Annotated in this window: 17 protein-coding genes; 13 read left to right on the forward strand and 4 right to left on the reverse strand. The window is 66.5% G+C overall.

Translation table 11 applies throughout. The annotated features are described in order from the left end of the window. Positions 1-53 precede the first annotated feature (53 nt). The 4 genes from CXZ10_RS07790 (at position 54) to CXZ10_RS07805 (ending at position 6,474) form a co-directional block, all read left to right on the forward strand. Positions 54-722, forward strand: coding sequence for a response regulator transcription factor (locus CXZ10_RS07790; RefSeq protein ID WP_101288590.1), 669 nt, complete (start codon positions 54-56; stop codon positions 720-722). After that, positions 719-2,074 (forward strand): sensor histidine kinase, encoded by a 1,356-nt coding sequence (locus CXZ10_RS07795; protein ID WP_101288591.1) that lies wholly within the window; start codon positions 719-721, stop codon positions 2,072-2,074. The genes CXZ10_RS07790 and CXZ10_RS07795 overlap by 4 nt, the downstream gene beginning before the upstream one ends. A 101-nt stretch (positions 2,075-2,175) precedes the next feature. After that, positions 2,176-3,357, forward strand: coding sequence for an efflux RND transporter periplasmic adaptor subunit (locus CXZ10_RS07800; protein WP_180335911.1), 1,182 nt, complete (start codon positions 2,176-2,178; stop codon positions 3,355-3,357). Between the two features lie 3 nt (positions 3,358-3,360). Then, complete coding sequence (locus CXZ10_RS07805; RefSeq protein ID WP_101288593.1) at positions 3,361-6,474, forward strand: efflux RND transporter permease subunit; 3,114 nt, start codon at positions 3,361-3,363, stop codon at positions 6,472-6,474. A gap of 19 nt (positions 6,475-6,493) precedes the next feature. Here CXZ10_RS07805 and CXZ10_RS07810 read toward each other — a convergent pair whose 3' ends face one another. The 4 genes from CXZ10_RS07810 to uxaC form a co-directional block, all read right to left on the reverse strand. Then, positions 6,494-7,186 (reverse strand): GntR family transcriptional regulator, encoded by a 693-nt coding sequence (locus CXZ10_RS07810; protein WP_244617227.1) that lies wholly within the window; start codon positions 7,184-7,186, stop codon positions 6,494-6,496. Between the two features lie 194 nt (positions 7,187-7,380). Then, the gene (gene uxuA / locus CXZ10_RS07815; protein WP_101288594.1) at positions 7,381-8,571 is read right to left on the reverse strand and encodes a mannonate dehydratase; all 1,191 of its coding nucleotides are present in this window, start codon (positions 8,569-8,571) and stop codon (positions 7,381-7,383) included. 25 nt (positions 8,572-8,596) lie between these two features. Then, complete coding sequence (locus CXZ10_RS07820; protein ID WP_101288595.1) at positions 8,597-10,099, reverse strand: mannitol dehydrogenase family protein; 1,503 nt, start codon at positions 10,097-10,099, stop codon at positions 8,597-8,599. 13 nt (positions 10,100-10,112) lie between these two features. Further along, entirely contained in the window at positions 10,113-11,531 is a 1,419-nt protein-coding gene (uxaC, locus tag CXZ10_RS07825) for a glucuronate isomerase (RefSeq protein WP_101288596.1), read from the reverse strand. A 246-nt stretch (positions 11,532-11,777) separates the two neighbouring features. On the opposite strand from uxaC, the gene CXZ10_RS07830 reads away from it, so the two are divergent. The 9 genes from CXZ10_RS07830 to nirB all read left to right on the forward strand — a co-directional run bounded on the left by CXZ10_RS07830 (position 11,778) and on the right by nirB (position 22,543). Beyond that, positions 11,778-12,764, forward strand: a complete 987-nt coding sequence (locus tag CXZ10_RS07830; RefSeq protein WP_101288597.1) for a C4-dicarboxylate TRAP transporter substrate-binding protein — start codon at positions 11,778-11,780, stop codon at positions 12,762-12,764. Positions 12,765-12,791: 27 nt separating this feature from the next. Then, positions 12,792-13,322 (forward strand): TRAP transporter small permease, encoded by a 531-nt coding sequence (locus CXZ10_RS07835; protein WP_101288598.1) that lies wholly within the window; start codon positions 12,792-12,794, stop codon positions 13,320-13,322. Beyond that, positions 13,319-14,608, forward strand: a complete 1,290-nt coding sequence (locus CXZ10_RS07840; protein ID WP_244617226.1) for a TRAP transporter large permease — start codon at positions 13,319-13,321, stop codon at positions 14,606-14,608. Before CXZ10_RS07835 ends, CXZ10_RS07840 begins: the two co-directional genes overlap by 4 nt. A 219-nt stretch (positions 14,609-14,827) precedes the next feature. Next, positions 14,828-15,415 carry an ANTAR domain-containing response regulator gene (locus tag CXZ10_RS07845; protein ID WP_101288599.1) on the forward strand — a complete coding sequence of 196 codons (588 nt, stop codon included), beginning with the start codon at positions 14,828-14,830 and terminating at the stop codon, positions 15,413-15,415. 13 nt (positions 15,416-15,428) lie between these two features. Next, positions 15,429-16,658: a CmpA/NrtA family ABC transporter substrate-binding protein gene (locus CXZ10_RS07850; protein WP_101288600.1), complete on the forward strand. Its 1,230-nt coding sequence runs from the start codon at positions 15,429-15,431 to the stop codon at positions 16,656-16,658. A 300-nt stretch (positions 16,659-16,958) separates the two neighbouring features. Further along, positions 16,959-18,242 (forward strand): CmpA/NrtA family ABC transporter substrate-binding protein, encoded by a 1,284-nt coding sequence (locus CXZ10_RS07855; RefSeq protein ID WP_101288601.1) that lies wholly within the window; start codon positions 16,959-16,961, stop codon positions 18,240-18,242. A gap of 151 nt (positions 18,243-18,393) precedes the next feature. After that, positions 18,394-19,281 carry a nitrate ABC transporter permease gene (gene ntrB / locus CXZ10_RS07860; RefSeq protein WP_101288602.1) on the forward strand — a complete coding sequence of 296 codons (888 nt, stop codon included), beginning with the start codon at positions 18,394-18,396 and terminating at the stop codon, positions 19,279-19,281. 10 nt (positions 19,282-19,291) lie between these two features. After that, complete coding sequence (locus CXZ10_RS07865) at positions 19,292-20,089, forward strand: ABC transporter ATP-binding protein (protein WP_101288603.1); 798 nt, start codon at positions 19,292-19,294, stop codon at positions 20,087-20,089. Positions 20,090-20,095: 6 nt separating this feature from the next. Beyond that, positions 20,096-22,543 (forward strand): nitrite reductase large subunit NirB, encoded by a 2,448-nt coding sequence (gene nirB, locus CXZ10_RS07870; RefSeq protein ID WP_101288604.1) that lies wholly within the window; start codon positions 20,096-20,098, stop codon positions 22,541-22,543. Positions 22,544-22,603 lie beyond the last annotated feature (60 nt).

Below are 22,603 nucleotides of genomic sequence, written 5' to 3' on the forward strand. Positions count from 1 at the left end.
GGTTGGTCAAAGCTTGTTCAGCAGTTGGAGCTTAGGGTTCGTTTGGAGTGATCATGCGCATACTCCTGGTGGAGGACGAGGCCGAACTCAGCAGAATGCTCGTGACGACGCTGTCTCGTCACGGCATCCTCGTCGACTGCGCGCCGACGCTGGCCATCGCGCGGGAGGCGGTTGCCGGCTCGGCACATGACGCCATCGTGCTCGACCGCACCCTGCCGGACGGCGACGGGCTGAGCCTTCTCGCCGCCATCAAGGCCATGCCGCAGCGAACGCCCGTCATCATTCTCTCCGCCCTGGGCACGCTGGACCACAAGGTGGAAGGTCTCGACACCGGCGCCGACGACTATCTCGCCAAGCCCTTTGCCCTCGACGAGCTCCTGGCACGCCTTCGCGCCATCACCCGCCGCCCCACGGCGGTGGCGCGCGAGCGGGTGACGCTCGGCCGGCTCGGTTTCGACGTCGAACATCGCACCGCCGACATCGACGGGGTGGCCCTCGAACTGCCGCGCCGGGAGCTCCTGGTGCTGGAAACGCTGATCGTCCGGGCTGGTCGCGTCGTCACGCGCGCCTCTCTCGAAGAGGCTGTCTATGGCTATGACGACGAGATCGCCTCGAATACGCTCGATGCCCACATATCCAGGCTGCGCCGCAAGCTAGCCGCGGCGGGCCTGGAGATCCACACCCTGCGCGGCATCGGCTACCTCCTGAGGTGCATCGAATGAAACCGGCTTCCGGATCGCTGGTAGCGCGCCTCTCCTGGCAGATGATCGCGCTGCAGCTCCTGGTTCTGACGGCGGTCGCCGTCGTGTTCGCCCTGCCCATCAAGGAGCATTTGGAGGGCGTGGAACTCGACGATGATGTCCTCGCCATCGTCGCCTCGAACCTGACCCTTGCCGACGGCCGTCTGGATGTCGGGCGCGACGAGGATCTGGCGGCCCTGATGGCCGACCATCCGCGCTTCTGGTTCGTGGTCCGGGACGGCGAAGGCCGTTCGCTGCGATATGGCCCGGTGCCGCCACGGGTCTCGCAGTTTCTCGATGGGTTCAAGGCGGTGGTCTATGCCGAGATACGGACGGACGGCAGCGATCCCGACCTCGATGTCCTGATGCGGGTGCGCGACGGCCCCGCCGGGCCGGTGATCGTCGCCACGGGCGGCGGGCCGGAGGTGACCGGCTTCCTCGACCGGTTCAAGGAACTCAACAAATACTATCTCGGCCTGCTCGCCCTGATGGCGACGTTGACCTTGGTGGGAACCCCCATCCTGTTGCGCAAGGAGTTTCGCGGGGTGACGCGCGTCGCCGAGGAAGCCGAGCATATCGACATCGACCAGCCGGGAACCCGGCTCACCGAAGCCAACGTGCCCGAGGAGATCCGGGGCATGGTGCAGGCAATGAACGCGGCGCTGCTGCGTCTCGACCAGGGGCTGGAAAAGCGGCACCGTTTCCTCGCCACCGCCGCCCACGAGCTCCGGACGCCCATCGCCATCCTGACGACGCGCATCGAACTCCTTGCCGCGGGAGACGACAGAACCCGGCTTCTCCTCGACGTTGCCCGGTTGGGCACGCTGGCCGATCAGTTGCTCGATCTGCAACGGCTCGACAATGACGGTCAGCTGCGGACGCCGCTCGATCTTTGCGCGCTGGCTTCGGAGGTGGCGAGGGACATTGCGCCGCTGGTGGTCACCGCCGGCGCGGAGATCGCCCTGGACGTGCCTCCCTGGCCCGTCATGGTCGCCGCCGATCGGCAGGCGATCTCGCGCGTGCTGACCAATCTCATCCAGAACGCCATCGCTCATGGCGGACCGGGCGTCGCCATCGAGGTGGAGGTGACACCAAACGCCGAGGTGCGGATTCGCGACAACGGACCCGGCGTGCCGCCGGCCGACCGCGAACGCATTTTCGAGCCCTTCCATCGCGGCTCGACCGACCGGGGCGGCGCCGGCCTGGGGCTCAACCTCGTTCAGGAAATCGTCACCCGTCATCACGGCAGCGTCCACGTCACCGACGCGGCAAAGGGCGGCGCCGAGTTCGTCGTGCGGCTGCCCTCGGGCGTCAAGGACGCGCCGCTGGGGTAGGATCGGTTTTTTGTCGATCCGGTCCGGCGGGCGCAATGTTCCCGCAAAGTGGGGCGTCCAGTTGTGGCGACATCGAAGTCGGCATGAACTGGACGCATCACATGTCTCTCCCTCTTTCCAAGGATACGTCGAACGAGCGGCGCCTCAGCGAAAGACCCGTCCTCCGCATGATCGCCCTGGTCGGCATCGTCGGGACGCTGGCCTTGTTGATCACGGCGCTGGGCTTCACGGTCTACGCGCCGGCACGCCCGGACACGTCGCAGCTGAAGGCTCCCGCCGGTCCGACGGTGAAGATCCTCGATCCCGCGGAAGTGGTCGTCGTCGCCCCCGGCGATCTCAGCGAGGACCTCACCGTGTCGGGAGAGGTCAAGCCGGCCTCGCAGGTCACGGTTTCGGCCGAAGTGACCGGCGTCGCCACGGCGGTGATGGCCCTGCCGGGCGAAAGGGTGTCGTCCGGCGACAGGCTGCTGACGATTGCCGACGCCGATTTTCGCCTGGCGCTGCGAGCGGAGGAGGCGACGCTCGCCAGCCTTGAGGCGCAGCTACGGGCGGCAACGGCCAATCTCGATCGCACCAGCGGGCTTGCCGGCCTCGGCATCAAGCCGAAGAGCGCGCTCGAGGAGATCGAAAGTTCGGTTGCGACACTGAGAGCCAACATCGACGCGTCGACCGCCCGTATCGATCTGGCGCGAACCAACCTTGAGCGCGCCACCCTGCGTGCCCCGATCTCGGGGATCGTCGCGAGCCGCAGCATCGAGACGGGACAGCTCGTTCAGGCCGGCAAGCCGCTGTTCGACGTCGTCGATCTCAGCAAGGTGACGGTGGAGGCCAGGGTTCCGCTCGGCAAGCTCGCCGCCCTGCAGCCCGGACAGGCCGCCGAGCTGTGGCTGCCGCAGGATCCCGAACGCGTCTTTCCGGCGCGTGTGGCGCGCGTCAGCCCCCGCGCCGAACCGGGGTCCCGTTCGGCCATCGTCTATCTGGATGCGGACAATGCCGAGGGCGCCCTGCGCGGCTCGATGTTCCTGATGGGCCGCATTCACCTCCGGTCGAGCCTCGACGCCGTCGCCTTGCCCAAGGACGCCGTCACCGTCGGCATACGGTCCGCGTCGGTGCATCTGGTGCGCGGCGACCGCATCGTCGAAGCGCCGGTCGTCATCGGGGCCAGATGGAATGCGGGCACCGCGATCGAGGTGACGCAAGGCCTCTCGTCCGGCGACGTGGTGCTCGCCCGGCCATTGCGCGGGCTCCGGCCCGGCGATGCCATCCGCATCGAGAGGAACTGACCGATGTTCCTGACCCGCATCAGCATATCCCGGCCGGTCTTTGCCACCATGATGATGATCGCCATCATGGTGCTGGGTGTCTTCGCCTGGCGGTCGCTGCCGATCGATCGCTACCCCAACGTCGATTTCCCCGTCGTCGCCGTGGCCATACCCTATCCCGGCGCCTCGCCGGAGAGCGTGGAAAGCGACATAACCAAGCCGGTCGAGGACGAGCTCAACACGCTCTCGGGCATCGAGGAGCTGAGCTCGACGTCCAGTGCCGGCAGCTCTCTCATCGTCGTCAAGTTCAAGCTTGAGACCAACAGCGCACTCGCCGCCCAGGATGTTCGCGACAGGATCGCCGCCGTGGCGCCGGATCTGCCGGAAGACGCCAAGACGCCGGTCGTCATGCGCCACAATCCCACGGAAACGCCGGTGATGTCGCTGGCGGTCAGCAGCCCATCTCTCGATCCGGGCCGCCTGTCTCGACTGACCGAGGACGTCATCGTGCCGGCGCTGACCACCGTGACGGGCGTCGGCAGCGCGGAGGTTGTCGGGTCGGTGGAGGAGCAGGTCGCCGTTCAGATCGATCCCGACAGACTGAGGGCCTACGGTCTTGGCGTCAACGACGTCATCGAGGCGCTGCGACAGGGCAATCTGCTGCAGCCCGCCGGTTCGGTGACGACCGGAGCGACGGTTCGGGCGGTGCAGGTGAACGCCGAGAGCCGCACGCCGGAGCTGTTGGCCGACATGATCATCGCCCGTCAGGCCGGCGCCGCGGTTCGGCTGGGTGACGTCGCCACGGTCGCGGCTTCGACCTCGGATGCCAAGAGCCTGGCCTTTCGCAACGGGCAGCCGGCGCTGGCGATCGACGTTCTCAAGGTCGATGGGGCCAACACGGTGGCGGTGGCCGCCGACGTGAAGCGCACGATCGATCGGCTCAAGAGCCGGATCGGCGACGCGCGTATCGACGTGCTGGTCAACTCCGCCGACGCGATCGAGGCCAACTATGCGACGGTGAGGTCGACGCTGATGGAAGGCGCGCTCCTGGCCGTTCTCATCGTCTTCGTCTTTCTCAACTCCTGGCGATCCACCGTCATCACCGCCCTGACCTTGCCGATCTCCTTCCTCGGCACACTGGCGGTCATCAGCCTCCTCGGCTTCTCTCTCAACATGATGACCATGCTGGCGCTGACGCTGACGGTGGGGATTCTCATCGACGACGCCATCGTCGTCCGCGAGAACATCATGCGGCACCTCCACATGGGCAAGAACCATGTCGTCGCGGCATTGGATGGCACGGCGGAAATCGGGCTCGCCGTGGTGGCGACGACGCTGTCGCTTTGCGCGGTGTTCCTCCCGCTCGCCTTCATGGAGGGGATCGTCGGGCGGTTCTTCCTGCAGTTCGGCGTCACGGTCGCGGTGGCGGTGCTGATCTCGCTATTCGTCTCCTTCACGCTCGACCCGATGCTCTCCAGCGTCTGGTACGATCCCGCCGCCCATCCCGGCGCGAAGAGAGGGCCGGTGGGGCGGACCATCGCCCGGTTCGACTGCCTGTTCGAGGCGGCAGGGCGGGCCTATCGCGGCGTGCTCGGGCTTTGTCTGCGCTTTCGCAAGACGACGCTGGCCTTCGCCATCGGCATCTTCGCCGGCAGCCTGGTTCTGCTGCCGACGGTGGGCATCGAGTTCCTGCCCAAGGGCGACGAAAGCCGGATCACCATCGGGCTGAAGACGGCGGTCGGTTCTTCAAAGGAGTATACAGCTCTCAAGGCGGGGCAGATCTCGGACATTCTGGCAAAGCTGCCGGAGGTCACCGGCGTCTATGCATCGGTCGCCGCCGGCAGCGGCAGCGCCGAGACGGAGGCGACCATCGAGGCCAACCTCGTCGGCCCGGAGGAACGGTCGCTTTCGGCCGATGCCATGGTGCCGGGCGTGCGGGCGCTGCTCGGGCAGGTTCCCGGCGTGGAGCTGACCGTGGCGGCCGCCGGCGGATTGGGCGCCGACGAGGCGCCGATCGCGGTCGAGGTGTTTGGAACCGATCCGCAGACGCTAGCCGGCGCGGCCGGCAAGATCGCCGACATGATCGCCAAGATTCCCGGCACGGCGGACGTCACGCTCAGCGTCGACACCGCGCAGCCCATCCTGGACTTCGCCTTCATGCCGGATGTCGCCAGCGACCTCGGCGTTTCCGCAAGGGAGGTCGGCTCGTCCCTGCGCACCCTGGTGGACGGGACAGAGGCATCAACGATGAAGCGCCCCGACGGCACGACGGTGCCGGTGGTGGTCCGCCTCCCCGACAGCCTGCGATCCGATCCCGAGCAGCTGGGCGCGCTGCCGGTCGTCAAGGGAGAGGGCCATGGCATCGCGCTCAATGACGTTGCCAGGCTCGAAGCCTCGGTCGGCCCGGCCAAGATCAAGCGGCAGAACAGGGCGCGTGTCATCACCATCGAGGCGGCCCTCAATGGGCGGGTGCTGGGTGACGTCATGGCTGACATCGATGCCGGACTTGCCGGCATGGATCTGCCGGAGGGGGTGACCGTGGGGCAGGACGGCGACGCCGACCTGATGGACGAGACGGCGGCCAGCATGATGATGGCCTTGTCGATGGCCGTCATCTTCATCTACCTCGTCCTCGCCAGCCAGTTCGGCAGTTTCCTGCAGCCGCTGGCGATCATGGCGGCGCTGCCGCTGGCGCTGGCCGGCGTGGTTGCCGGCCTGATGGCGGGAGGATCGACCATGAACCTCTATTCGATGATCGGTCTGGTGATGCTGATGGGCCTTGTGGTCAAGAACGCCATCCTCCTGGTCGACAACGCCAACCAGCAGGCGGCCAAGGGCCTGCCGTTGCCGCAGGCCCTGATCGAGGCGGGAACCACCCGCTTCCGCCCGATCGTCATGACCACGCTCGCCATGATCTTCGGCATGCTGCCGCTGGCGCTCGCCATTCACCCCGGCAGCCAGCAGAGCGCCTCCATGGCCCAGGCGGTCATCGGCGGCCTGATCAGCTCGACCCTGCTGACCCTGGTGGTGGTCCCGGTCATGCTGACCTATCTCGCGCAGCTGTCGGGCCTGTTCCGCAGGGTTTTCGGAAGCCCGGCGGCGCCCCTCGATCATGAGCCGGAGAGTGCTATGGGCTAGCGGCTCGCCGCGCCACCCCTCACGCGAAGATCGCCGGCATTTCCGCCGCGAGTTCCTGGATGGTTTTCAGGACTTCCTTGAGGTGGTGGCGCATGGCGGCTTCGGCGCGGTCGGGGTCCTGGGTTTCGATGGCCTTGAAGATCTCGGCGTGCTGTTCGGTGAGCAGCAGCATGTGCGCCTTGTTGGGCAGGCTCAGGAAGCGGACGCGGTCCATCTGGCCCTTGACGCTCTGGATGAGGCGCCAGGCGCGTGGCATGCCGGTGCCCTCGCTGATGGTGCGGTGGAAGGCCTCGTCGAGCGGCATGTAGTCTTCCGGCAGGCCGGCGTTGGCGGCGTGGGTTTGATCGTCGATCAGGCGGGAGAGGTCGCGGATCAGGGTGGTCGAGGGCTGCTCGGCGGCGCGGCGGGCGACGGCGGCTTCCAGCGCCTCGCGCAGGAACTGCGCCTCCATCACCTCGGCGACGCGGATGGGCGAGACGATGGTGCCGCGCTGCGGGAAGACATCGACCAGCGTTTCCTCGGCGAGACGGATCAGCGCCTCGCGCACCGGCGTGCGGCTGACGCCGAGTCGGACGGCGAGTTCCTTCTCGCTCAAGGCTTCGTTGGGCTTGAAGGTGAGGCCGATGATCATCCGCTTCAGGAGGCCGTAGACCTGGGCGCCGATCGGCTGCTTGGGATCGAGCTCATAACCGGCGGCGGCGTTTGGCAACACGTTGGTCTCTCCGAGTGAGATACTACCATGGCATAAGCCGTGGAAACCGTCCAGCGGAATGGCCGGCAGACGGCAGCCGGCGAAGCCCTTGGTTCAACGCGGAAAACGAGGCGAACTGCGGTCTTTCCAAGCCTATTAGCGAACTTCCGCGCCGCTCGATACACCTCTTCAGCAAATATCGGGGCTGGACCGCGTCAGGAGACGCGGCCGCTGCGGAAGGCTTCGATGGTCTTGATGGCACCGCGCAGTTCGGCGAGGCCCTTGAGGCGACCGACGAAGGAATAGCCGGGATTGGATTTCTGGCCGATGTCGTCGCCCATCAGGTGGCCGTGGTCGGGCCGGAAGGGGATCTCAGTGTCCGCCCGGCCGATGGAGCGACGCCGCTCTTCCTCGGTCAGGATGGCCGCCGCCACGCCGATCAGGTCGGTGTCGCCGCCGAGGTGGTCGGCCTCGTAGAAGGAGCCGTCCGCCTCGTGGGTGACGTTCCTCAAGTGCACGAAGTGAATGCGCGGGCCGAACTCCTTGGCCATGGCCACGAGGTCGTTCTTCGTGTTCGAGCCGAAGGAGCCGGTGCAGAGCGTCAGGCCGCAGGCCTCTTCGGGCACCGCCTGGAACATCTTCCGGACGTCGTCGGCCGTCGACATGACGCGCGGCAGGCCGAAGATCGGGAAGGCCGGGTCGTCGGCGTGGATGCAGAGGCGGGCGCCTTCCTCCTCGGCCACCGGGGTGATCTCCTTCAGGAACTCGACGAGGTTGGCGCGCAGATCCTCGATGCCGATCTCCGAATAGAGCTGCAGCATGTCGCGGAAGCTGTCGCGGGTATAGGCGAAGTCGCGGGCCGGCAGCCAGTCGATCAGGTTGCGTTCGAGCTCGGCCACCTCGGCCTCGCTCTTGGCGGCAAGGCGCGCCCTGGCGGCGGCGATCTCGGCCTCGCCATAGTCGGCCTCGGCACCGCGGCGTTTCAGCACGAACAGGTCATAGGCGGCGAAATCCACCCGGTCGTAGCGGAGCGCGTAGCCGCCGTTCGGCAGCTTGAACATCAGGTTGGTGCGGCTCCAGTCGGTGATGACCATGAAGTTGTAGCAGATGGTCTTGACGCCGGAGCGGGCGACGTTGCGGATCGACTGCTTGTAATTGTCGATCTTTTCCCGATAGTTGCCGGTGCGGGTCTTGATCTCCTCGCCGACGCCGATGCTCTCGACCACCGACCAGACGAGACCGGCGGCTTCCACTTCCGCCTTGCGCTTCTCGACCTCGTCCACCGTCCACACCTGGCCCTGGTTCATGTGGTGGAGGGCGGTGACGATGCCTGTGGCGCCCGCCTGCCGGGCCTTCTCTAGGCTGACGGGATCATCGGGGCCGAACCAGCGCCAGGTCTCTTGCATGGGAATACTCCGGGAAACGTTGGGCCTAGCGGCCGAGGAAGGCGGTGAGCGTGGCGGGCACGCCGAGGGCGATGAGGCTCTTGAGATGATCGGCCGTCGCCTTGCGGAAGGCGGCGTTGCCGGCAATCGCCGCCGGAAAGATCTCACTGACGGCGAACAGCGCGTCCGCCAGCGCCACGGGGTCGTTCACATGCTCGTGGGCGATGGCCGTCAGGCGCGGCGCCATCGGATCAGCCACCATCCAGTTGCGGCCCCGGTCGTCGGTCTGACGCAGGAAGGCCATCCAGGCGGCGACGGTGAGCGGCACCACCTTGGGCACCTTGCCGGCGGCAATAAGCTCGGTCGAAGGCGAGAGGAGGCGCGGGCCGAGCTTCTGCGACCCGTCGGAGGAGATCTGAAGCGTCAGGTGGCGGATGCCGGGGTTCTGAAAACGTGCCGCGAGGTCGTGGGTGTAGGCGGTGACGTCGGTGCCCGGCACCGGTGGCACGGTGGGGATGAGGTCGTCGTCCCAGAGGCGGCGGATCACCTTGGGCAGCAGCCTGTCGGCCATGGCGTCGGCCACCGTCTCGATGCCGCCGAGCACCGAGAGATAGGCGAGCGTCGAGTGGGCGCCATTGAGGCAGCGCAGCTTCATCGTCTCGAAGGGATGGACGTCATCCGTCAGGATGGCACCGGCCTTGTCCCAGGCCGGGCGTCCCTCGGGGAAGCGGTCCTCGATCACCCACTGGTGGAAGGGCTCGGCCACCACCGGCCAGGCGTCGGTGAGGCCGAGGCCTGATGTCACCGTGGCGCGGTCGGGATCCCTGGTGGCCGGGGTGATGCGGTCGACCATGGAAGAGGGGAAGGCGACGCTATCGGCGATGTAGCGGCCGAGCTCGGCGTCGCGCAGCGCGGCAAAGCGGGTGACCACCGCCTTGGTGATGCTGCCATTTTGCGGCAGGTTGTCGCAGGAGATCACGGTGAAGGGCGGCACGCCGGCGTCCCGTCTGAGGCGCAGCGCCTCGACGATCAGACCGGGCAGGCTGCGGGGATGCATGGGATCTGCGAGATCGGCCGTCACCATCGGGTGCGCCTCGTTGAGGCGGCCCGTGGCGGGGTCGTGGCAGTAGCCCTTTTCAGTGACGGTGATGGTGACGACGCGGATCTCCGGCCGCGCCATCATCTTGAGGACGGCATCGAGCTCGCTGCCGGCATTCAGCACATCAAGGAAGGCGCCGATCACCCGGAGCCTGTCGGCCCCATTCTCGCGGCAGAGCAGGGTGTAGAGCCCGTCCTGCGGCTTCAGGGCGTCGATGACGTCGGGTGAGCGGAAGTTGACGCCGACGATGCCCCAGTCGCGGCTTCCTGCCGCCAGCACGTCGTCGGTGTAGACGCCGAGATGGGCGCGGGCGAAGGCGCCGAGCCCCAGGTGGACGATGCCGGGCGTCACCTCGGCCCGGTCATAGGACGGGCGGGCGACGGCGGCGGGCAGGCCGGCGAGGCGGGCGTTGCCGAGGCGGTCGATGGTCTTCGGCGTCGTATCAGACATGTCGCTTTCCGATTCAGAGCCGATAGGCCGTCTTGGCGAGGCGATAGGCGAGGTCATGCGCCACCTCGCGCGCCTCGTCGAGGCCGAGGCGATGCTCGGCAACGAGGCGGGCGAGAAAGGCGCAGTCGGCGCGGCGGGCAACGTCGTGGCGGGCCGGGATCGACAGGAAGGCGCGGGTATCGTCGTTGAAGCCGACGGTGTTGTAGAAGCCGGCCGTCTCGGTCATCTGCTCGCGATAGCGGCGCATGCCCTCGGGGCTGTCGTGGAACCACCAGGCCGGGCCGAGGCGCAGGGCCGGATAGTGACCGGCGAGCGGCGCCAGCTCACGGGCGTAGGCCGTCTCGTCCAGCGTGAACAGGATGACGGTGAGGTCGGCGCGGTTGCCGAAACGGGCGAGCAGGGGGCGCAACTCGTCGACATAGCCGGTGGGGCCGGGCATGTCGCCGCCCTTGTCCTTGCCGAAGACGCTGAAGATCTCGGGGTTGTGGTCGCGGCGCGGGCCGGCGTGGATCTGCATGACCAGGCCATCTACCGTGGACATCCGGGCCATCTCGGTCAGCATCTGCGCGCGGAACAGCTCGGCGTCGTCGGCCAAGGCACCACCCTGGCGGACGCGATCGTAGAGCGCGGCGGCGTCCTCGTCCTGCAAGTCGGCGGTGCGGGCGGTCGGGTGGCCGTGGTCGGTCGAGGTGGCGCCGCCCACTTCCATGAAATAGCGGCGGCGGTCGGCGAGCGCCTGGAGATAGCCCCGGTAGGTGGCGGTGTCCTGGCCGGTCAGCCGGCCGAGCGCCTGGAGATTGTCGGCAAAGCCGGGAACGTCGGGATCGACCACCGGGTCGGGCCGGAAAGCGCTGATGACGCGGCCCTTCCAGCCGCTCTCGCGGATCTTGCGGTGATGGCGAAGGTCGTCGAGCGGGCCTTCGGTGGTGGCGATCACCTCGATGTTGAAGCGTTCGTAGAGGGCGCGGGGCCGGAACTCCGGCTTCTCCAGCGCCTCGGCGATGATGTCGTAGAGCCGGTCGGCGTTGTCCTTCGATGGCACCTCGGTGATGCCGAACACCGTCTGAAAGGCATGGGTCAGCCAGAGGTAGGAGGGCGTGCCGCGATAGACGTGGAAGTTCTCGGCGAGGATGCGCCAGATCTTGCGCTTGTCGGTTTCCACCGGTCCGCCGTCGAGCCGGGGTACGCCGAGTTCATCGAGCCCGATGCCCTGGGAGTAGAGCATGCGTAGGACGTAGTGATCGGGGATGATGAACAGCGATGCGGGGTCGGGGAAGGGCTGGTTCTCGGCAAACCAGGCAGGGTCGGTGTGGCCGTGCGGGCTGATGATCGGCAGATTGGCGATGCCGGCATGGAGCTCCCGGGCGATGGCGCGCGTCGCCGGATCGGCCGGAAACAGCCGGTCGGGATGTAGGGTGAACTGGCCGGACATGCTCGTGAACTCTCCCTTTCGCCACGCCCTTTGAAGGCGCGACCCCGCTTTCCATCCCTGGCGGCATACTTGTCGCTGCACCGCCATCGCCAATCGGCCATCTCCCGTCATGGCCGCTCATGATGGTCCCCGGCGAGGCCGGGCCAGCAGTTTTTGATTGCCGAAGCCATTCTAGCCGTCTACCATACTACTCGTCAACGAGGCGCGTGTGGAGGACTTGCCGCGCCGATCGTTTGGGAGGAACCCATGGGATTCATGTCTCGGGCCGCCTTGGCGGCCGCTTGCGGGCTGGCTTTTGCTGGCTCAATGCTCGGCGTTGCCACGGCCGCCGACTACACGCTCAACATCAACACGGCGCTCACCACGTCCGACCCGCTCTACAAGGGTCTCGAGGATTTGCAGAAGAACGTGGAGGCGCGGTCTGAGGGGCGGCTGGCCATCCGTCTGTTCCCGGGTTCGCAGCTCGGCAAGGACGAGGACGTGCTGGAACAGGCGCGCGCCGGTGCCGGCAATGCCGTGGTGGTCGATGGCGGCCGCCTCGCCGTCTACGTCAAGGACTTCGGCGTTCTCTCCGGCCCCTATCTCGCTTCGGGCTATGAGGGCATCCGCAAGGTGGTGACCTCGCCGCTGCTCGACGAGATGGCCAAGAAGCTGCACGACGGCGCCCAGTTGCAGGTGCTGTCCTTCAACTGGTGGCAGGGCGAGCGGCATCTCCTCACCAACAAGCCGATCAAGGTGCCGGCCGATCTCCAGGGCATCCGCATGCGCACGCCCGGCGCGCCGGTGTGGACCGAGACCGTCAAGGCGATGGGCGCGACCCCGGCGCCGATGGCCTGGGCCGAGGTCTATTCGGCCTTGCAGACGCAGGTGATCGACGCCGTCGAGGCGCAGGACCCGGCGGCCTACGGCTCGCGGCTTTATGAGGTCACCAAGTATCTGACCAAGACGGGCCACTTCAACCTGATCACCGGCCTCGTCACCTCGGCGGCCTGGTTCGACGCGCTGCCGCCCGATCTCCAGACCATCCTCAAGGAAGAGGCGCTGAAGTCCGGCGACGTGGCCTCGCACGGCACCGAGGCGGCGATCGCCGACATCGAAGCCAAGATGAAGGAAGCCGGCATGACCATCGACGAGATCGACGTGACGCCCTTCAAGGAAGCGACCGCCGGCGTCTACGAGACACTCGGCTATACCGACCTCAAGAAAGAGGTCGACGCCCTTCTCGCCAAGTAACGAAAACAAGTCACTGGAGCCTGCGTCATGTCATCCCTGATCATGCGCGTGGAGTCCGTCGTGGCCCGAGCATTGCTCGCGGCCATGGTCGGCCTCGTCTTCATGGCCGGCGTCATGCGCTGGTTCGGATATCCGCTCGTATGGTCGATGGACGTGGCGCAGCTCCTGTTCGTCTGGGCATCGTTCATCGGCGCCGACATGGCGATGCGCAAGCGCGGCCTGATCGCCGTCGACCTGTTCGTGCGCTGGATCCCGCCCCGTTACCGGGTCTATCTCGACCTCGCCACCGGGCTCATGATCCTCGCCTTCCTGCTGACGCTCAGCTACCTCGGCTACAGGCTGGTCATGCTCAATCTCGAGCGGCAGTTCGGCGACAGCGGCATCAGCTATGCCTATGTCACCGCGGCCGTGCCGATCGGCTGCCTGCTGCTCGCCATCACGCTGATCGGCCAGATCATCGAGGCCGTGAAGTCGGCGGGTGGCAACCCCGCCCTTATTTTCACACCAACCCGCAGCAAGGAAGAGGCGCTGGCCGCCGCCGGGGAGAGCGAACTATGACCGGCGAAATGCTGCTTCTGATCGGCCTGTTCTTCGGCCTGTTGATCGTCGGGGCGCCGGTGGCCTTTGCCATCGGCATCTCCGGCTTTTCCTTCTTCATCATCTCCCAGGTAATGCCGGCGTCGATCGGCGTGCAGCAGGTGGCCTCGGCCTCGCAGAGCTTCCCGCTGCTCGCCGTGCCCTTCTTCGTGCTGGCCGGCCACATGATGAACAAGACGGGTATCACCACCCGCCTCATTCGCTGTTCGGAGGTGCTGGTCTCCTGGATGTCGGGCGGCATGGCGCAGGTGTGCATCGTGCTGTCGACGCTGATGGGCGGCGTTTCCGGCTCGGCCGTCGCCGACGCTGCCATGGAGGCACGCATCCTCGGACCGGATCTGGTGCGCAACGGCTATTCCAAGGGCTTCACGGCCGCCACCATCGCCGTGGGGTCGCTGATCACCGCCACCATTCCGCCGAGCCTCGGGCTGATCCTCTACGGCTTCGTCGGCAACGTCTCCATCGGCCGGCTGTTCCTGGCCGGCGTCATTCCCGGCCTGATGATGATGGCCGGGCTGATGTTCACGGTGTGGGTTGTCTCGCGCAAGCGCGGCTACCGCTCGGCCACCGTCACGCGGCCGAGCTGGTCGGCGGTCGGCAGTGCGGTGTGGGACGCCAAGTGGGCGCTGTTCTTCCCGGTGGCGCTGCTCGTCTCCATCCGCAGCGGCATGTTCACGCCGTCGGAAGTCGGTGCCTTCGCCGTCGTCTACGCCATTGTCGTCGGCGTGCTGTTCCATCGCGAGCTCACCTGGCAGGGCGCCATGGAGGCGCTGCTGCACGGCGTGATCGACAATGGCCTGATCGTCCTGATCATCATGTTCTCGGGCATGGTGGGATACGCCATCATCTTCGACCAGGCGCCGCAGGCGATCGCCCAGGGCATGCTGGGCCTGACGCAGAGCCCGACCGCGATCCTGTTCCTGATCGTGGTGTTCCTCTTGATCGCTGGCTGCTTCATCGAGGCGACGGTGCTGGTGCTGCTCTTGACGCCGATCTTCCTGCCGATCGTGCTGCAGCTCGGCGTCGACCCGGTGCATTTCGGCATCGTCATGATGACCATGGTCACCTTCGGCGGCATGACGCCGCCGGTGGGTGTCGCCATGTTCACGGTCTGCGGCCTCCTCGACTGCAGCATCGACGAGTATCTCGTCGAGGCGCTGCCGCATATCGCCACCATCCTGATCCTCGTCGCGATCCTGATCTTCTTCCCGCAGATATCCCTCTTCCTGCCCAATCTGCTCATGTAGGGCGGAGCGAGAACTGCGTGCCTTCGAGCCGGTTGGCGTATCGTCAGCCGGCTTTTCTTGCCTACTTACCAAGAGGAACGGGAGCGCCGGGCGGGTCCTTCGCTACGCTTTTGCACCGTTTCTGATCAGAATCAGCCTAAAAATTAGACATCAATCTGCATGAACAAAAACTAGTCATTTTCTCTTGCCTTTGCCCTTCCGCTCGGGCATCCCTAGGGCATGAGTCACTTCGACCTCGCCATTCTGGTGATCGACGAGAATGCGGTCCGCGCGGCCATCATCGAGGATGGATTGCGCGAGGCGGGGCACAGTCACGTCACCGTCGTCCACACGGTGAACGGCATCGCCCGCGTCATCGAGGCGACCCGGCCGGACGTGATCATCATCGACATCGAGAACCCCAACCGCGACATGATGGAGCACCTGTTCCAACTGACGCGGTCGGTCAGCCGGCCCATCGCCATGTTTGTCGACCGCTCGGATTCGGCGTCGATCGAGGCGGCGGTGGAGGCGGGCGTGTCGGCCTATATCGTCGACGGCCTGAAGAAGGAGCGGGTGAAGCCGATCTTGGACATGGCGGTGATCCGCTTCAACGCTTTCAGCCGCCTGCAGAGGGAGCTGGAGGAAGCCAAGTCGGCGCTGGAAGATCGCAAGGTGATCGAGCGGGCCAAGGGCATCCTGATGAAGCTCCGCAACCTCAGCGAAGAGGAAGCCTACGCGCTGATGCGCCAGACGGCGATGAACGAGAAGAAGAAGATGGCCGACATCGCCCAGTCCGTGGTGACGGCGGCCGGCCTCTTGATGTGATGGAGCCACGGCGATGACCACGATCGACCATCCCGATATCGCCGCCCCGGCCGTCACCTCCGGGCCCGAGCAGACGCATCTCCGCGCCGGCTTCATTCCGCTGGTCGATGCTTCCGTGCTGATCGCCGCCGCCGAGCTGGGCTTTGCCGCCCGCGAGGGGCTGACGCTCGATCTGGTGCGCGACGTGTCCTGGGCCAATATCCGCGACCGACTGGCCTTCCGGCAGTTCGACCTGGCGCACATGCTGTCGCCGATGCCGATCGCCGCCATGCTGGAGCTGGGCTCCAACCCGTCGCCGACCATCGCGCCCTTCGTGCTGGGGCGGGGCGGCAACGCCATCACCCTGTCGGTGCGCCTGTTCGAGGCGATGCAGGCGATGACCGGCCTTGCCGACGACGCCTCGGCGCTCGATTGCGCCAAGGCATTGGCCACCGTCATTGCAGGACGCAAGCAGAGCGGAATGCCGCCGCTGACGCTCGGCATGACCTATCCCTATTCCTCCCATAACTACGAACTCCGCTACTGGCTGGCCGCCGGCGGCGTCGATCCGGACCGGGATGTCCGGCTGCGCGTGGTGCCGCCGCCGATGACCTCGGACGCGCTGGCGGCCGGCGCCATCGACGGCTTCTGTGTCGGCGCGCCCTGGAACATGGTCGCCTCGGAAAAGGGCGTCGGCCGCATCGTCGCCACCAAGCAGGACATCTGGGCGTCGTCGCCGGAAAAGGTCATCGGCCTGCGTCCGGATTGGGCCGAGCGCAATCGCGACAGCGTCTCGCGGCTGATCGTGGCGCTGAATGCCTCGGCACGCTGGTGCGACGATCCGGCCAACCACGAGGCGCTGGCCGATCTCCTGGCGCAGGAGGCCAATCTCGGCGCGCCGGTCGAGATCATCCGCCACGTGCTGGCCGGCCAGTTCGCGCTCGACGCCAAGGGCAACCGGCGCGTGGTGCCGAACTATTTCGTGTTCCACGGGGCGGAGGCCAACTGCCCGTCGTCCACCCAGGCGCTCTGGGTCTACAGCCAGATGGTCCGCTGGGGGCAGGTCGCCTATTCGCCGGAAGCTGCCGCGACGGCCGCCTCCGCCTTCCGCGCCGACCTCTACGCCTCGGCGCTGGGCCTCAGGGAAAGCCCCTGCGAGGAAGCCGTCGCCGATCCGTTCATCGACGGTCGCAGCTTCGATCCGGCAGAGCTCGAAGCCTATGTCAGGAGCTTCGGTTCGCCCAATCAGGGTGCAACTGCCTAGGCCTACGCCGCCCATTTAAGCAGAAAGTCGTATGGCGCGGAAATGGGCGAGGGCGCCTGCAACCGCCAAAACGCCTTTGAAAACAAGAACCATTCCAGACTGATCGAAAGTGGCACGGCCATTGCTTTTATAGAACTGCCTCGGTCAACGGCGACCTGAAGGCAGGTGGGCGCTCTGTAGCGCACAACATCCATCCGACATCGACGTCGCAAGCTCTTGCTGGCGGGATTCTCCCATCCCCATCGGCTCAGCTTCGCGGCGTTTTTTGTTGTTCAGGCTCCGCCAACTCGAGGGCAATCCATGACCGATATCTCCCGGCGCTCCATCCTGAAGACCTCCGCCACGGTGGCCCTGCTCGGCGCCGTCCGCACCGCCTTTCCGTCGGGCGCCTTCGCCGCCACGGCCGGTCCGGAAGTGACCGGCGTCAAGCTCGGCTATATCGCGCTGACCGACGCGGCGCCGCTGGTGATCGCCAAGGAAAAGGGCCTGTTCGCCAAATACGGTCTGCCGGACGTCGAGGTGGCCAAGCAGGCCTCCTGGGGCGCCACGCGAGACAATCTGGTGCTCGGCGGCGCGGCCAACGGCATCGACGGCGCGCATATCCTGACGCCCATGCCCTACCTGATCTCCACCGGCAAGGTGACGCAGAACAACGTGCCGGTGCCGATGTCCATTCTCGCCCGACTCAACCTCGACAGCCAGGGCATCTCGGTGGCCAAGGAATACGCCGGCGCCGGCGTCGGCCTCGACGCGAGCAAGCTCAAGGAGGCCTTCGCCGCCAAGAAAGCCGGCGGCGGTGAGGTGAAGGTGGCGATGACCTTCCCCGGCGGCACCCATGACCTCTGGATCCGCTACTGGCTGGCGGCCGGCGGCATCGATCCGGACAAGGACGTCTCCACCATCGTGGTGCCGCCGCCGCAGATGGTCGCCAACATGAAGGTCGGCAACATGGACGCCTTCTGCGTCGGCGAGCCGTGGAACGAGCAACTGGTCAACCAGGGCATCGGCTTCACCGCCTGCACCACCGGCGAACTGTGGAAGGGCCACCCGGAGAAGGCGCTGGCGCTGCGATCCGACTGGATCGAGGCCAACCCGAACGCCACCAAGGCGCTGTTGATGGCGGTGATGGAGGCCCAGCAGTGGGCCGACAGCATGGACAACAAGGAGGAAATGGCGGCCATCCTCGGCAAGCGGCAATGGTTCAACGTGCCGCCCAAGGACGTGCTCGGCCGCCTCAAGGGCACCATCAACTACGGCAACGGCCGCCTTCTCGAGAACACCGGCCTCGAGATGAAGTTCTGGAAGGAGCACGCCTCCTATCCCTTCAAGAGCCACGACGCCTGGTTCCTCACCGAGAACGTTCGCTGGGGCAAGTTGCCGGGCGACACCGACATCAAGGCGCTGGTCGACAAGGTGAACCGCGAGGACCTCTGGCGCGCCGCCGCCGCGGACCTCGGCGTTGCCGCCGCCGACATTCCCGCCAGTTCCTCGCGCGGTCCGGAGACCTTCTTCGACGGCAAGGTTTTCGATCCCGAAAATCCCAAGGCCTACCTCGACAGCCTGACCATCAAGGCCATGGCCTGAGAAATCCCGCTCCGGCGGCCGTCTGGCGCGACTTTCTGCGCTTCCGTTGCTCACGGACATCAAAGTCCGCTCCGCTCCGGTTCTCGAAAGCCACGCCATCCGACTCGCCGGAGCGAATTTCCACTTCACTAGATTCCTCGGAGACAGCCTAATGACTGCCACCGCCAGAAAAGTCCCGATCGAAGCGGCCAGCCGGCCGGCCCAACCCGGCAAGGTCGTGCCGCTCGGTCGCGCCCAGGCGAACCGGATCGACTTCGGCCGCGCCGCCGCGAATCTCGCGCGCAACGTCATCCCACCGCTCGTCGTGCTTCTGGTGCTGCTCGCCGTCTGGCAGGTGAGCTGCTCGGGCGTCGGCGCGCCGCTGCCGCCGCCCTCCCAGATCTGGACCGACAGCTACGATCTCATCGCCTATCCCTTCTTCGACTACGGCTCGCAGGACATCGGCCTCGCCTGGCGGGTGCTGACCTCGCTGCAGCGCGTCGCCATCGGCTTCGGCCTTGCCGCCGTGGTCGGCGTGGCGCTCGGCGCGCTGGTCGGCCAGTCGGTGTGGGCGATGCGCGGCCTCGACCCGATCTTCCAGATCCTCAGGACGGTGCCGCCGCTCGCCTGGCTGCCGCTGTCGCTCGCCGCCTTCCAGGACAGCAACCCCTCGGCCATTTTCGTGATCTTCATCACCTCGATCTGGCCGGTCATCATCAACACCGCCGTCGGCGTGCGCAACATTCCCGAGGACTATCGCAACGTCGCCCGCGTGCTCCGGCTGAACCAGTTGGAGTTCTTCCTGCGCATCATGCTGCCGGCGGCGGCGCCCTACATCTTCACCGGCCTGCGCATCGGCATCGGCCTCTCCTGGCTCGCCATCGTCGCGGCGGAAATGCTGACCGGCGGCGTCGGCATCGGCTTCTTCATCTGGGACGCGTGGAACTCATCGCGCCTTCCCGACATCATCGTGGCGCTCGCCTACATCGGCCTCACCGGCTTCGTCCTCGACAAGCTGGTGGCCTTCCTGGGGCGCGTCATCGCCCGCACCAGCGCCTGAGGGGGAAACGATGAGCGCCTATCTGAAAATCGATCATATCGACAAGAGCTTCGCCCGCGGCGGCGCCGCCACCCATGTGCTCGCCGACGTGACGCTGACCATCGACAAGGGCGAGTTCGTGTCGATCATCGGCCATTCCGGCTGCGGCAAGTCGACGCTGCTCAACCTCGTCGCCGGCCTGACGCGCGTCTCCGCCGGAGCGATCCTGCTCGAGGGCAGGGAAGTGAACGAGCCCGGCCCCGAGCGGGCTGTGGTGTTCCAGAACCACTCGCTGCTGCCGTGGCTCAGCGTCTATGAGAACGTCAACCTCGCGGTGTCCAAGGTGTTCGCCGGCAAGAAGAGCCGGGCCGAGCGCCACGACTGGGTGATGCACAACCTCGATCTGGTGCAGATGGCCCACGCCAAGGACAAGCGGCCGGCCGAGATCTCCGGCGGCATGAAGCAGCGCGTCGGCATCGCCCGCGCGCTCGCCATGGAGCCGAAGATCCTGCTGCTCGACGAGCCGTTCGGCGCGCTCGACGCCCTGACCCGCGCCCACCTGCAGGACGCTGTGATGGATATCCATGCCCGCCTCGGCAACACCATGATCATGATCACCCATGACGTCGACGAGGCGGTGCTGCTCTCCGACGGCATCGTGATGATGACCAACGGCCCGGCGGCCCATATCGGCGAGGTGCTGGAGGTGCCGATCCCCCGGCCGCGCGACCGCATCGCCCTTGCCTCCGACCGGTCCTACCTCAAGTGCCGCGAGGCCGTGCTGAAGTTCCTCTACGAGCGCCACCGCTTCGTCGAAGCCGCGGAGTAAGCCATCATGAGCGAGAAACTCGTCATCATCGGCAACGGCATGGCCCCCGGCCGCATGCTGGAAGAACTGTTCGAGAAGGCGCCCGGCGCCTATGACGTCACCATCTTCAACGCCGAACCGCGCGTGAACTACGACCGCATCATGCTGTCGCCGGTGCTGTCGGGCGAGAAGAGCTATGAGGACATCGTCATCCATGACGACGCCTGGTATGCGAAGAACGGCGTGACGCTGCTGAAGGGCGCCCGCGTCACCGAGATCGACCGCGAGCGTCGCATCGTCACTGCCGCCGACGGCCGCACCGCCAGCTACGACAAGCTGGTGATCGCCACGGGGTCGACGCCGATCATCATCCCGGTGCCCGGCCATCAGTTGCCCGGCGTGCTCGCCTATCGCGACCTCGACGACGTCGACCGCATGCTGGAGATCGCCAGGGGCGGCGGCCGCGCCATCGTCATCGGCGGCGGCCTTCTCGGCCTCGAAGCGGCCTATGGCCTGAAGCGCCAGGGCATGGAGGTGACGGTCATCCACCTGATGCCGACCATCATGGAGCGGCAGCTCGACCCGCCCGCCGCCTACATGCTGAAGAAGGCGCTGGGCGATCGCGGCATCGACATCATCACCAAGGCCAACACCAAGGCGATCCTCGGCACCGACAAGGTGGAAGGCATCGAGCTCGACGACGGCCGCATCATCCCCGGCGACATGGTGGTGATGGCCGTCGGCATCCGGCCGAACACCACGCTGGCCCACGCGGCGGGATTGGAGGTCAATCGCGGCATCGTCGTCAACGACGGCATGCAGACCTCTGACCCCCAGATCTACGCCCTCGGCGAATGCGCCGAGCATCGCGGCGTCTGCTACGGCCTCGTCGCGCCGCTCTATGAAAGCGCCCGGGCGCTGGCCGATCGCCTCGCCGGCGGCAGTGCCGAATATCTGGGCTCGGTGACCAACACCAAGCTGAAGGTCACCGGCATCAACCTGTTCTCGGCCGGCGACTTCGCCGAGGCGCCGGACCGCGAGGAGATCGTGCTGCGCGATGCCTCGGCCGGCGTCTACAAGCGCCTGGTCTTGAAGGACAATCGCATCGTCGGCACGGTGCTCTATGGCGACACGGCCGACGGTTCGTGGTTCTTCGACCTGATGAAGAAGGGCAGCGACGTTTCGGCCATGCGCGACACGCTGATCTTCGGCCAGTCGTTCCAGGGAGGGGCGCCCCTGGACCCTATGGCGGCCGTTGCAGCCTTGCCCGATGACGCGGAAATCTGCGGCTGCAACGGCGTCTGCAAGGGCAAGATCACCTCGACCATTTCGGGCAAGGGCCTGACCACGCTCGACGAAGTAAGGGCGCATACCAAGGCCTCGGCCTCCTGCGGCAACTGCACCGGCCTCGTCGAGCAGTTGATGAAGCTGACGCTGGGCGACCGCTACAATCCGGCGGCCGTCACGCCGATGTGCGGCTGCACCGACCTCGGCCACGACGACGTCCGCCGCCTCATCCTCGCCAAGGGCCTCAAGACCATTCCGGCCGTCATGCAGGAGCTGGAGTGGAAGACCTCCTGCGGCTGCGCCAAGTGCCGGCCGGCGCTCAACTACTACCTCGTCTGCGACTGGCCGGACGAATATGCCGACGACTACCAGTCGCGCTTCATCAACGAGCGCGTCCACGCCAACATCCAGAAGGACGGCACCTATTCTGTGGTGCCGCGCATGTGGGGCGGCGTCACCTCGGCGGCCGAGCTCCGGGCGATCGCCGACGTGGTCGACAAGTTCCAGGTGCCGATGGTCAAGGTCACCGGCGGCCAGCGCATCGACCTCCTGGGCATCCAGAAGGAGGATCTGCCGGCGGTCTGGGCCGATCTCGGCAAGGCGGGCTTCGTCTCCGGTCAGGCCTATGCCAAGGGCCTGCGCACGGTGAAGACCTGCGTCGGCTCGGAATGGTGCCGCTTCGGCACGCAGGACTCCACCGGTCTCGGCATACGCCTCGAAAAGTTCATGTGGGGCTCGTGGACGCCGGCCAAGCTGAAGCTCGCCGTCTCCGGCTGCCCGCGCAACTGCGCCGAGGCCACCTGCAAGGACATCGGCGTCATCTGCGTCGATAGCGGCTTCGAGATCCACTTCGCCGGCGCGGCGGGGCTGGAGATCAAGGGCACGGAAGTGCTCGGCATGGTGAAGACCGAGGACGAGGCGCTCGAACACATCGTGGCGCTGACGCAGATGTACCGCGAGCAAGGCCGCTATCTCGAGCGCATCTACAAGTGGGCCAAGCGCGTCGGCCTCGACGAGATCCGCCGCCAGATCATGGACGATGCGGAGAAGCGCAAGGGCTATTTCGACCGCTTCGTGTTCAGCCAGAAATTCGCCCAGGTCGATCCCTGGTCCGAGCGCGTCTCGGGCAAGGACAAGCATGAGTTCAAGCCGCTGGTGGTCACCGGCTTCAGCGAAGCGGCCGAGTAAAGTTCACGGCATCCGCCCGAAAAGTTGCAGACTTTTCGGACCAAGCGGATGCGCCAAAAC

This window comes from Pleomorphomonas diazotrophica (genome assembly GCF_002844595.1).
In the GTDB taxonomy this organism is placed as follows: Bacteria; Pseudomonadota; Alphaproteobacteria; order Rhizobiales; family Pleomorphomonadaceae; genus Pleomorphomonas; species Pleomorphomonas diazotrophica.

What these genes read in the sequence shown, in the direction of transcription:
- CXZ10_RS07790 (WP_101288590.1), top strand. Translation starts at nt 54, where the DNA reads ATGCGCATACTCCTGGTGGAGGACGAGGCCGAACTCAGCAGAATGCTC.
- CXZ10_RS07795 (WP_101288591.1), top strand. Translation starts at nt 719, where the DNA reads ATGAAACCGGCTTCCGGATCGCTGGTAGCGCGCCTCTCCTGGCAGATG.
- CXZ10_RS07800 (WP_180335911.1), top strand. Translation starts at nt 2,176, where the DNA reads ATGTCTCTCCCTCTTTCCAAGGATACGTCGAACGAGCGGCGCCTCAGC.
- CXZ10_RS07805 (WP_101288593.1), top strand. Translation starts at nt 3,361, where the DNA reads ATGTTCCTGACCCGCATCAGCATATCCCGGCCGGTCTTTGCCACCATG.
- uxuA (WP_101288594.1), bottom strand. Translation starts at nt 8,571, where the DNA reads ATGCAAGAGACCTGGCGCTGGTTCGGCCCCGATGATCCCGTCAGCCTA.
- CXZ10_RS07820 (WP_101288595.1), bottom strand. Translation starts at nt 10,099, where the DNA reads ATGTCTGATACGACGCCGAAGACCATCGACCGCCTCGGCAACGCCCGC.
- uxaC (WP_101288596.1), bottom strand. Translation starts at nt 11,531, where the DNA reads ATGTCCGGCCAGTTCACCCTACATCCCGACCGGCTGTTTCCGGCCGAT.
- CXZ10_RS07830 (WP_101288597.1), top strand. Translation starts at nt 11,778, where the DNA reads ATGGGATTCATGTCTCGGGCCGCCTTGGCGGCCGCTTGCGGGCTGGCT.
- CXZ10_RS07835 (WP_101288598.1), top strand. Translation starts at nt 12,792, where the DNA reads ATGTCATCCCTGATCATGCGCGTGGAGTCCGTCGTGGCCCGAGCATTG.
- CXZ10_RS07840 (WP_244617226.1), top strand. Translation starts at nt 13,319, where the DNA reads ATGACCGGCGAAATGCTGCTTCTGATCGGCCTGTTCTTCGGCCTGTTG.
- CXZ10_RS07845 (WP_101288599.1), top strand. Translation starts at nt 14,828, where the DNA reads ATGAGTCACTTCGACCTCGCCATTCTGGTGATCGACGAGAATGCGGTC.
- CXZ10_RS07850 (WP_101288600.1), top strand. Translation starts at nt 15,429, where the DNA reads ATGACCACGATCGACCATCCCGATATCGCCGCCCCGGCCGTCACCTCC.
- CXZ10_RS07855 (WP_101288601.1), top strand. Translation starts at nt 16,959, where the DNA reads ATGACCGATATCTCCCGGCGCTCCATCCTGAAGACCTCCGCCACGGTG.
- ntrB (WP_101288602.1), top strand. Translation starts at nt 18,394, where the DNA reads ATGACTGCCACCGCCAGAAAAGTCCCGATCGAAGCGGCCAGCCGGCCG.
- CXZ10_RS07865 (WP_101288603.1), top strand. Translation starts at nt 19,292, where the DNA reads ATGAGCGCCTATCTGAAAATCGATCATATCGACAAGAGCTTCGCCCGC.
- nirB (WP_101288604.1), top strand. Translation starts at nt 20,096, where the DNA reads ATGAGCGAGAAACTCGTCATCATCGGCAACGGCATGGCCCCCGGCCGC.